Below are 12187 nucleotides of genomic sequence, written 5' to 3'. Positions count from 1 at the left end.
CGATGGTACGGGCCTTAGAGATAGGAATTTTTGCACCAGGAAATTACGAATAGCAATACATGTAAAAAAGGCACCCCGCGTAAGCGGGATGCCTCTCTTTCTTCACATAAACCTACATATCAAAAAATTAATTCTACGGTTTCACCCTTCCTCATAGTAACGCGAATGATGTTGCTACTGGTATCTGTAGGATTAGCATTTTTTTTGATCAACGCTTTTTAGCAGTCGCCGGCTTTTTAATGGCAAAGCTGTTGTTGGCAGTTGCCTTTATAACTACCTGCTGTACCTGGTTCGCCCGACCAGAAGGTGATATCATTTAAAACAGTGGTCAATTTTGCATGGAAGATAATTCTCATTCGTCTGAAAACAAAACCGCCCCCGTAATCCAAAACGGTTTGCAACCGGGCGGTCTGTTTTCAGAACATTTTGATCCTTAGTTTCCTGTACCTCCCAAAAATGTAGGGATTACCCTTATAATTCGTTACCGGACAAGTGGCTTATTGAACAATCAAGCTCCGGAAAATAATATTGTACCTGGTCAAACGGTCATTTGGTTTCCAGTAATGAATCATATGCGTCCGCTTAATAATGACACTTTTCTCTGCGATAAATATAAAGATTGCCGAAAGACCATTCGAACACAGCAAGGAAAAACACAAAGCAAATCGTATAAACCGCATAGCGATCATTTTTTCACTCAGATGACAAGCATTTTTGACGGTGTGAAATTAGCAGCTTCTGATTATTGGGAGGGTATCATGGCGTCTAAAATAGGGTATCAAAATGTTGCCATAAGTGAAAAAAGGTCTATTATAACGGTATATTATGTCAATGATCGCCCTTTTTGGCGTCAGCCTGGTATGCGGAAGGTAATTTTCCAAACTCCGCTTTGAAGTATTTTGAGAAGTACTTGGGATTATTGAAGCCGGTCTCATAGGCAATTTCCGCAATCGTTTTTTTCGTTTTTTCCAGCAGCTGGGCAGCCCGTTGCAGCCTTACGGATCGTATAAATTCTATGGGTGTTTTACCGGTTAAAACAAATAAGCGTTTATACACGGCCGCCCGGCTCAGCAATAAAGCCCGGCTTAATTCTTCTACCGAAAAATCGCCGTTCGAAATATTCTTCTCTACAATGGCCAGGGCTTCCTGTACAAACTTTTCGTCGGCACAATCTACAGGCACATCCGTTGTCTTAACGGCGATCTGTTTGGTAAAGCTTTGTTTCATTGACTGTCGCTGCTGCAACAGGTTCTTTATTTTGCTTACCAGGATCTCAAAATTGAAAGGCTTGGTCATATAATCGGCTGCACCGGTTTCAATACCACGCAATTCCTGCTCTTCACCGGCCAGGGCCGTTAATAGTACTACGGGAATATGTTTGGTGCGTTGGTCCTGCTTTATTTTTTTACACAGATCAATACCACTCATTTCCGGCATATTCACATCGCTGACAACAATATCAGGATGTACCGACAGCGTCTTTTGCCAGCCTTCGCGCCCGTTTACCGCTTCTGCAATATTGTAGTATTCGCGCAGGTTGTCCTTGAGATAAAACAGGAAATCTTCATTGTCTTCTACCAGCAGGATGGTGAATTCCTTTTTTTCAGCACTTACTGGGGCATCCTTGGGCGGGGTATCATCGATGGCCTTAATGGCCGTTTCAACGGGCGGCGCTGCTGCGGCCTGCGTAATTTCCTTTACCGGCAACCATACCGTAAAGCAAGCGCCCTTACCTTCTTCGCTTTCTACCCGCACCGTGCCATTCAGCAGGTTTACAAATTCTTTGGTAATGGCCAGGCCGATGCCGCTGCCCTGGTTCACCATGGTGCCCGGCACATCATGCTGAAAGAATCGTTCAAATATTTTTTCATGCCGGCCCGCGGGAATACCAATACCTGTATCTTTTACTTTTATTTCCAGCCAGCTTCCGTGCTGGTTTTTGCCAGTGATCACTGCTACCGACACAGCGCCATGTTCAGACGTAAACTTAAACGCATTGGAAAGCAGGTTAAAGATGATCCGTTCCAGTTTGTCATGGTCGAATTGCGTGTACAGGCTTTTATTGTTTGCGGTATAAGAGAACCGGATCTGTTTCTTTTCAGCTATATCGGCAAATGAACCCGTTGTCTCTTCAATGAATTTTATGATATCGCCTTCGACGGGATGAAGTTTTAATTCATGCACTTCCATCTTGCGAAAATCGAGCAGCTGGTTTACCAGGTTCAGCAAGCGCCGGGCATTGCGATGTATTAACTGGTATTGGGATCGTTGTGCCGGCGTGGTGGCAGTTCCGATCATTCTTTCGAGCGGTGTCAGGATCAGGGTAAGCGGTGTACGGAATTCATGGCTCACGTTGGTGAAGAAGCGGATCTTCATCATGTTCAGTTCCTGCATACGGCTGGCTTCTTTTCTTTCCTGCTCCAGCATAAAGCGCATCTTCGCCTGTTGAATGGTCATCCGCCGGGCTAAGAATAAAATGACCAGTGCTGCCAGCAAATACAGGAGGTAAGCCATGGGCGTTAACCAGAACGGCGGTAATACAATAATGTTCACCGCTATACCCTGCGCGTTCCATACGCCTTTGTCGTTGGCGGCTTTAACATAAAATGTATATTTTCCCGGGTCCAGGTTGGTATAGGTCACCTTGCGCGAACTGCCGTCGGTGTATAACCAATTATTGTTGAAACCTGTTAGCCGGTAAGCATATTTGCATTTCAGGGGATTGATATAACCAAGTGCAGCAAACTCCAGGGAAAAAATATCTTCATCATAGTTCAGCACAATATCTTCGGTTTCGGCGATCGATTTCTGTAATATCACCTGGTTACTGAAGCGGTCGCCCGTGCCAATATGCTGGTTGAAGACTTGCAGGCCGGTCAATACCACCGGCGGTGCACTAATGTTGGTGCTTAGGCGGGCCGGATCGAACAGGTTAAAGCCGTTGGGGCCGCCAAAGATGATCTCGCCTCTCTTCGTTTTCAGGGCTGCATTTTCATTGAATGCGGCTCCCTGCAAACCATCGAGCCGGTCATAATTTATACAATTTATCCGGATACCGGTATTCAATGTGCCGGAACAGCTCACTTTACTGATCCCATTGGGCGTACTGATCCACAGATCATGCGCATTGTCTTCCACTATGGTTAGGATCATATTGTCGGGCAGGCCGTCTTCTTTCCGGAAAACCTGGAAGCTGTTTTTGCCCGGATGATATACATTCAACCCATCGCGGGTGCCTACCCAAATGAGGCCCCGGCTATCGTTATAAATACAAATGATGTTATTATTGCTGAGCCGGGTATCACGATCGAGTAATTGTTTAAAAACGCCGGTATTTCCATCACGCACATCAATTCCATAGGAAGTTCCGATCCATAATTTTCCGGTATTGTCTTCAGTAATATCAGCAATATAACCGGTATGCACCGAATGTGGCGCCAATGGTTTGAAATGGGTGAAGCGGTTGGCAGTGCGGTCATATTTTTCCAGACCGGCTTCCAACGTACCTATCCAAAGGTCTTTATTCCTGTCTTCAAATATTTCCCAAACGCGGTTATCGGCCAAACTGGTGCTATCGTTTACACTATGGCGGTGATGAGTAAACTTTTTACCGTCATAACTATCCAGGCCGCCAAAATAGGTACCGATCCACAACACATTCAAATGGTCGATACGAAGGCTTACGATCACATCACTCGACAAGCTGTTCTCATTTTTAGGATCATGCCTGAATTGTTTAAAGGTATTATTGGCGCGGTCGAAATAGATCAGTCCCCCGCCATTGGTGCCGATCCAGATATTTCCTTTGTTATCTTCCGCAAATTCGTTCACATCATTGTACGGTAAACTGGTTGTGCTGTTTTCTTTATGCTGGTAGAGGGGAAATTTTACAATGCCTTCATGGTAGTAGCTGATCCCCTGTTTAAAGGTTCCCACCCACATGATACCCAGGTCATCTTTATAGAGTCCGGTGAGGCAATCCTGTGCCAGGCTGCCGGCATCGCCCGGTTTATTCCTTATCACCTGAACCGTTTGGGTGTTCTTGTTCAGGATATTGAGGCCGCCGTGGTCGGTGGCGATCCAGATCAGCCCTTTATTATCTGCTGCCACACTCACTATAATATTGCTGCTGAGTATGGCTGTGCCCTCACTATGGGCAATTTGCTGAATAGTATTACGCGAAGTGTTGATGCGGTAAACGCCATTGGTAATGCCGGCGCCAAAAACCCATAACTCATTTTGGGCATCGATAAACAAACGATATGCATGTTTATTCGTTCCCAGTTTTTGTTGCAGCAGGCTGCTGCGGGCCACCAGCTTTTTTGTGGCGCCATTAAAAAGCTCCATCATGCCATTGCAATACAAAACCCGGATATTATGCTGTGCATCTTCTTTCACATCGGCAATGATATTGAACTCCCGGTTGCCATTGTCAATTAAACGCACAACAGGTTTATCTTCTTCTAAATAAAAAACGCCTTCGTCGCGGTACACAAACAAAGATCCTTTCTGCAAGGGAACAATATCTGTAAGGCCATAAGCAGGCAATCCAAGCCGCTGCAGATATTTATCAACACGCCGGTCAAATCGTTCTGTTGCCGGATCGTAAATATTGAATCCGAGGTTTGTCAGTACCCATAGTTTACCAAGGGGACCGGCAGTGATCTTTGTGATACAATCGTCGCCAATGGAGGTAGTATCCTGGATAGAATGCCGGAAGATCTTACAGGTGTACCCATCGAAACGGTTCAACCCGCTCATGGTGCCAAACCACATGAAACCTTTTCTGCCCTTATAAATGCAGGTGACCTGGTTGTTGGAGAGCCCCTGGTTGATATCGAGCTGTGCAAAATGAAAGGAAGGATGTTGTGCCTGCAATAGCATGATCATACTGATACATACAGGCAGCAAAACCAGGGTTTTGGCAAAGGGTTTTAAATAGGGCGGCATTCCGGCGGCAAGTATAATAAAAGAAGGGCGGGCTTAAAAGCTTTTCCAAAGTAATATTTGTTAACAGTATGCCGCCAAAAACGACATCCGCATCAAACAGGGATCAGGGCCGGCAGACTGTACAACAAAGGTCGCTTCGTTCTCGGGTATAGAGAATAAGGGTCTTAGGGGTTAAAACGGCGATTCCATAACCGGTGAGGGTTTACTTATTACTGTTACCAATATCACCCATACATGTACAAATATTTTGAAAAAGAACGATTTAATGAACGGTTTCCGATAAATTTGTGGATTTTTTTACCCGAGTTCCCGTGGTCTGTGGATTGCAAATGTATTTTCTATGCCTTACGTTGACAATCAATGAGAAAAACGATAATGTGAGGGATCAGGCATAGAAAATCATTTATTCTCATAAATCAGGAATTGTTCATATGATTCAGCCCCGTAGTTTTTTACTCGTTGATGACGATATCGACGATATAATTATTTTTCAGGAAAGCCTGAAAAAGGTGGATGAAAAAATACAGTTTTTCTCTGCAACGAATGGTAAAGCAGCCATTGACTTTCTCACTGACAATATCAATCAATTACCTTCCCTGATATTTCTCGATATCAACATGCCCCGTATGGATGGCAAGGAGTGTTTGAAGACCATTAAACAGGATGAAAGGCTGAAACATATTCCTGTGCTTATGTACACCACATCTTCCCAATCTTCAGACATTGAAGAAACCATGATGCTGGGGGCCATGTGTTTTATTACCAAGCCATGGGGCGTTAAAGAATTAAAAATACTGTTATCGGCCATTGCACATACACCTATACCTAAACTTCCATCAACCTTGCAGTCACTGGAAAAAGATATAAGTTGTTTCATCGTTTGTTAGTTATTCTTATTAGTAGTCGTTCATATGATCCTTATCGTTGATGATAAATATGAAAACCTGTTTTCATTAAGATCCCTGCTGCAATTATATGCTTACGAAACTGATACTGCCTCTTCAGGAGAAGAAGCGCTGAAAAAAATCTTAAAGAATGAATATTCGGTAATCATCCTCGATGTGCAGATGCCGGATATGGATGGATATGAAGTAGCCGAAGCCATTTCGGGACTTAATAAAACGAGGGACATTCCGATCATTTTTCTTTCGGCGGTGAACATCGACAAGCGTTTTATTGCCAAAGGGTATGACTCCGGCGGTGTGGACTATATCACCAAACCATTTGACAATGAATTATTATTGCTAAAAGTAAGGACCTTTAACCGGCTTTACCAGCAAAAAAAGGAACTGAAAAAAGTGGAAGAGGCGCTCCGGAAAGAGATTGAAATGCGCAAAAAATCGCAACAGGAAATAGAACAGATCAATTCGCTGCTGGAATATAAAGTTGAAGAAAGGACAAAAGACCTCTTGCAATTAAATAAAGACCTGGAGAACCGGAACGCAGAGCTGGCGCAATATGCGTATCTGGCCAGTCACGACCTGCAGGAGCCGCTGCGTAAGATCATTACCTTCATTAAGATCATAGAAGACAAATACCTGGCTGATATCCCCGAAGCAAAACAGGAGATATCGAAGGTGATCACCTCTTCCGAAAGAATGCGGAATTTGATCAATGCGCTGCTGAGCTATTCAAAACTCTCGGCCGCCTCATTGTTTACGGCGGTAAACCTGAATGAAGTGATAAAAGACGCCCTCGCCGACCTCGAAATAACCGTGAAAGAAAAGCAGGCTGATATCCAGGTTTGCAAGCTGCCCGAGATTGAGGCAATACCCGGACAAATGCGACAATTGTTTCAGAATTTCCTGAGCAATGCCCTGAAATTCTCAAAAAAAGAGGTGCGGCCGGTAGTTAAGATCTATAGTGAGCTGGTGAATGAACTGTCGCTCGATGCTCCTGCCTGTAACGAGGGCCGGTACATTCGGATCCATATCAGCGACAACGGCATTGGGCTCGATGAATCGTACATTGATAAGATCTTTGTGATCTTTCAACGCTTGCATGGCAAAACGCAATATGAGGGAACGGGTATCGGCCTGGCGATTGTAAAGAAAATAGTAGAAAAGCACAACGGCGTGATCGGGGTAAAAAGCCAGGAAGGAGAAGGGGCTACCTTTACCATTGTACTTCCTGTAAAACAAGGCAACAATCCGCAATAGCGATAATCACCTAAAAACATACTGAATAAGATGCATGCTTTCAAGCGCAATCTCATTATTGGTTATGGCATTTCGTTGTTACTGCTGGTCGTAAGCGCCGTTGCGTCGTACATCAGCATCAACAACTTATTGTTCAGTGCAAGACTGGTCAATCACACCAATGAAGTGGCCAAAAAAGTAGAAAAGGTAATGACCGGTTTGGTAGACGCCGAAACCGGCCAGCGCGGTTACCTGTTAACCGGCAAAAAAGAATTTCTTGAACAGTATAACGGCGTTCCCGACAGAACGAACATACTGCTGAGTGACATAAAAAAGCTTACTGCAGACAATGTAGTACAAAAGGAAGATGTAGCGCTTTTACAAAGTCATGTTATTAAACGGTTGAATTACCTGGAAACACTCATTCAGCGGAAGCGCAACGGTGAAACTATAGACGACAGTCTGCTCGTAGAGGGCAAAAGGCATATGGATGTAATAAGAGCCATTGTAAAACGAATGCAGGAACGGGAAGAAGCGCTGCTGAACGTGAGAACGAAGAACATGAACCGTTTTGTTGCCAGCACCCCTGCCCTGATCTTAATTGCCTGCGCGCTGGGCCTGGTGGTAACAGTTATTTCTTTTGTACGAACTTTAAACGATTTTCAGAAAAGGGCCGCCCTGCAACAGGCCTTGCAGGAAAAAGACGAGCAGATCTCACAACGGATACAGATGATCAACGAGGTGGCTACCGAAGTATCCGGAGGCAATTATGATGTAAAGGTAGAAGATACCGGTAACGATGCGCTTGCCAGCATTGCCGGCTCCCTCAATAAAATGACCAATGCCCTGCATGAATCCTTTACTGAGCTCAAAGATCAGCAATGGTTGCAGGCGGGAATTGCGCAACTGAACGAGATCATGATCGGAAAGAAAGAACTGGAGATCCTTACTTATGATGTCATTGACTTTATCACCAATTATACCAGTGCGGCCCTGGGCGCCTTCTATTTGCGAAAAGATGAGAACAGCCTGCAACTGGCCGCCGGTATAGGCATCAGCAACAGGGCCGAAAATACAACTATTTACTTTGGCGAAGGCATTGCCGGTCAATGTGCCCAGGCAGGCCGGCAGGTATTGCTCGAAAATATTTCTGAATCACAATTGATCATTAATTTCTCAGGCGGTTCGGTTAAGCCGGTTGCCATCCTTGCCATTCCCATCTATTTTGAAAGCCGGCTAAAAGGCGTTATGGAGATCGCCGCACTGGAGAACTTTTCAAAGATCAAACTCAAGTTTTTACGCGACGCCGGGTATAATATCGGTATGGCCATTCATAGCGCCCGTGACCATCAGCGCCTGCAGGAACTGCTGGCGGAGACCCAGGCCCAATCAGAAGAATTACAGGCACAACATACTGAACTGGAAAATATCAATGCCGAGCTGGAAGCACAGGCAGAAAGATTGCAAACCAGTGAAGAAGAATTAAGGGTTCAACAGGAAGAACTGCAACATGCCAACCAGGAGCTGGAAGAAAGAAGCCGTTTGCTGGAAGAGAAGAATGAAATGATCCTGGAAAGAAACCTGGAAATACAACAGCGGGCCGATGACCTGGCCCAAAGCACCCGGTATAAATCGGAGTTCCTGGCCAATATGTCGCACGAACTGCGCACACCGCTTAATTCCATCCTGCTTTTATCGCGTTTATTGACCGAAAACCATTCGAATAACCTAACCAAAGACCAGATCGAATATGCCAATGTGATCCAAACCTCCGGCAAGGGATTACTTTCGTTGATCGATGAGATCCTCGACCTCTCGAAAATAGAAGCCGGTAAAATGGAACTCGAGTATACCGACGTACGGATCAGTGAAATAGTAAATGAGCTGGATTCCCTGTTCTCACCACTGGCATCAGAAAAAGGCATCGCCTTTATCATTGAGCACGAAAACAACAGCGCGCTTACTATGGAGACGGACAGAATGCGGCTGAACCAGATCTTACGCAACCTGATCTCTAATGCACTGAAGTTTACCAAAAAAGGTTCCGTAACGCTTAGCATTACAAAAAAAGGGAACGATTGCTGGTTCTCTGTAAAGGATACCGGCATTGGCATTCCTAAAGAAAAACAGGCGATCATTTTTGAAGCATTTCAACAGGCAGATGGCAGTACCCGCCGGCAATTTGGTGGTACCGGCCTCGGATTGAGCATTAGCCGCAAACTGGCTCAATTGCTGAATGGCGAAATACTGTTGAACAGTGAGCCGGGACAAGGCAGCGAGTTCACCCTCGTTTTGCCATCGACGAAAGACGCTAAAATTGAAAAGCCGGCAGGGATACCAGAAGCACCACCCGTTTACCGGGACGTCAAAGAAAAAAGGAGCGCCCCCCTAAGCCAGGGCGAAAACCAGTTTGTGTCTCCGGTAATCCCTTCTCCGGTTGACGACGACCGGCCAAACATAGAGGCTGGCGACAAAGTGATCCTCATCATTGAAGACGATACTGCCTTCGCCCGCTCGCTGCTCGACTATACGCGCACAAAAGGATATAAAGGCATTGTAGCCGTACGGGGCGATGAAGGTATTAGCCTTGCCAAACAATACATCCCGCTGGGTATTTTACTCGATCTGCAGTTGCCGGTGATGAGCGGCTGGCAGGTAATGGATGAATTGAAATCAAATCACAGCACCAGGCATATTCCGGTACATATGATGTCGGCCTACCAGGTTAAAACCAAAAGTTTGTCAAAAGGCGCAGTTGATTTCATTAACAAACCGGTGGCCTTTGAGAAGCTGGGCGAAATGTTCTCAAAAATTGAGAATGCGCTCAACCGCGAACCTAAAAAAGTACTGATCGTTGAAGAGAATGCCCAGCACGCCAGGGCGCTCGCTTATTTTTTAAGCAATTACAATGTCGCTTCTGAAATAAAAAATTCTGTTGATGAAGGCATTCAGGCGCTCAACAAGAAAGAGATCGATTGTGTGATTTTGGATATGGGCATACCTGCGCAACAATCCTATGACACGCTGGACCTGGTGAAAAAAACAGAAGGCCTGGAAGATATTCCCATTATTGTTTTCACAGGCAAGAACCTGTCGCAAACCGAAGAACTGAAACTGAGGCAATATGCCGATTCAATCGTTGTAAAAACGGCGCACTCCTATCAGCGTATTCTCGATGAAGTATCATTGTTCCTGCACCTGGTAGAAGAAAACCAGCAGGAGAAACCGGCCTATCGCCGCAGCCGCAAGATCGAGACGGGTGAAGTATTGAAAGGAAGAACCGTGCTCGTAGTAGATGATGACGTGCGCAATATTTTTTCATTGACCAAGTCTCTGGAGAGTTATGGCATGAATGTGCTCTCGGCCATCGATGGGAAGGAAGCATTACGGCAGCTGGAAGCCAATACCAAGATCGATATGGTCTTGATGGATATGATGATGCCCGAGCTGGATGGTTATGAAACCACCAAACGTTTGCGCCAGATGCCACAATATCGTAACTTACCCGTAATAGCCGTTACTGCCAAAGCCATGACGGGCGACCGGGAAAAATGCATTGCGGCAGGTGCATCTGATTACATCACCAAACCGGTAGATGTTGATCAGCTTATTTCCCTTCTGCGCGTGTGGTTGTATAAGTAAAGACACCTTTTCCATGCTGTAAAAAAGCAAATATGATCAAAGATGAGGACCTGGATATTCTTGTAGCTGTGCTGTTCGAAAAATATGGTTACGATTTCGGCAATTATGCGAAAGCTTCATTAAAACGAAGAGTGAACAGGTTAATGGTAATAGACCGGCTGCCCAGTTTTGCAGAACTGTTATACAGGATAAAAAGCGATGCCAGTTATACCAATCATGTGGTGCAGGAGCTCACCGTAAATGTTACGGAGATGTTCAGGGATCCGCAATTGTTCAAAACGATCCGGGATGAAATTTTACCGGGACTGGCCACACATCCTTTCATCCGCATCTGGCATGCAGGTTGTTCAACCGGCGAAGAAGTATACTCGATGGCGATCATGCTTGAAGAAGCGAACTTATTACATAAATCACTGTTGTACGCCACAGATCTTAACCCAACCGTAATAGAAAATATCAAACGGGGCATCTTTCCGCTATCACAAATGAAACAATATTCAGAGAATTACATTGCCGCCGGTGGTAAAAAAGATTTTTCGGATTATTACACCGCCAAATATGAATGGGCCAAGTTCCACGACCGGTTTAAGGAGAAAATGGTGGTGGCTACCCATAACCTGGTCTCTGACCGGTCATTCAACGAATTTCAGATCATCCTCTGCCGCAATGTTTTGATCTACTTCGATAAAATACTGCAGGATAAAGTACTCACCTTGTTCGACAACAGTCTCGAAAAGCTGGGTTTCCTGATATTGGGTTCTAAGGAAAACCTGCGGTTTTCATCCATTGCATCACAATACACGCAGCTTGCGCACAAAGAAAAGATATGGAGAAAGATGAAATAAGCCCGGGCGCTGTTGTCGTCATTGGCGGTTCAGCAGGCAGCCTGGAAGTGATCCTGCAAATAGCCAACAGGTTACCGTTACTGCCAACGGTGGTGATCATCATTGTCATTCACCGAAAGATCGATAATGATTCCATCCTGGAAGACCTGATCGCACACAGGTCTCAATACCCCGTCAAGGAAGTAGAAGATAAGGACCCTATCATTCCCGGTAATATTTACATCGCGCCACCCGACTATCATTTACTCATTGAGAATAAAGAATGCTTTTCATTAGATACCGCTGAAAAGGTGCATTTCTGCCGGCCCAGTATTGATGTAACATTTGAATCGGTAGCCGAAACCTTTACCAACCGGGTCATAGGCATTTTATTAAGCGGCGCCAATTTTGATGGCACGGAAGGGCTTGCCCGCATCAAGGAGCTGGGTGGTTATACCCTGGTGCAAACACCCCAGAGCGCTGAAATTGACATTATGCCCAGGCAGGCCATCAACCGCAATATCGTTGACAAAATTGTGGACCCGGAAGAGATAACTGCAGCCATCGTTCAATTTGTGAACGGCTTGCCATAATGTGAAAGCAGTGTTCCCTCCGGATCCACCAAATTTCCCG

6 protein-coding genes are annotated in these 12187 nt (G+C 45.3%); 5 read left to right on the top strand and 1 reads right to left on the bottom strand.

Annotation, left to right across the window (positions count from 1 at the left end; translation table 11 throughout):
- Nucleotides 1–828: 828 nt before the first annotated feature.
- On the bottom strand, nt 829–4950 hold the full coding sequence (locus JT717_RS07820) for a two-component regulator propeller domain-containing protein (RefSeq protein ID WP_205509640.1): 4122 nt from the start codon (nt 4948–4950) through the stop codon (nt 829–831).
- 431 nt (nt 4951–5381) lie between these two features.
- Between JT717_RS07820 and JT717_RS07815 the strand changes: the two genes are divergently transcribed.
- The 5 genes from JT717_RS07815 to JT717_RS07795 are packed head-to-tail and all read left to right on the top strand — an operon-like array spanning nt 5382 to nt 12147.
- Entirely contained in the window at nt 5382–5837 is a 456-nt protein-coding gene (locus JT717_RS07815; protein WP_205509639.1) for a response regulator, read from the top strand.
- 24 nt (nt 5838–5861) lie between these two features.
- Nucleotides 5862–7109: a sensor histidine kinase gene (locus JT717_RS07810; RefSeq protein WP_205509638.1), complete on the top strand. Its 1248-nt coding sequence runs from the start codon at nt 5862–5864 to the stop codon at nt 7107–7109.
- Between the two features lie 30 nt (nt 7110–7139).
- Nucleotides 7140–10730 carry a response regulator gene (locus JT717_RS07805; protein ID WP_205509637.1) on the top strand — a complete coding sequence of 1197 codons (3591 nt, stop codon included), beginning with the start codon at nt 7140–7142 and terminating at the stop codon, nt 10728–10730.
- A gap of 32 nt (nt 10731–10762) precedes the next feature.
- Nucleotides 10763–11575, top strand: a complete 813-nt coding sequence (locus JT717_RS07800; RefSeq protein ID WP_205509636.1) for a CheR family methyltransferase — start codon at nt 10763–10765, stop codon at nt 11573–11575.
- Entirely contained in the window at nt 11557–12147 is a 591-nt protein-coding gene (locus tag JT717_RS07795; RefSeq protein WP_205509635.1) for a chemotaxis protein CheB, read from the top strand. The genes JT717_RS07800 and JT717_RS07795 overlap by 19 nt, the downstream gene beginning before the upstream one ends.
- Nucleotides 12148–12187: the final 40 nt, after the last annotated feature.

This window comes from Longitalea arenae, assembly GCF_016924755.1.
In the GTDB taxonomy this organism is placed as follows: Bacteria; Bacteroidota; Bacteroidia; order Chitinophagales; family Chitinophagaceae; genus Niastella; species Niastella arenae.
This window is presented reverse-complemented; position numbering and strand designations above follow the sequence as displayed.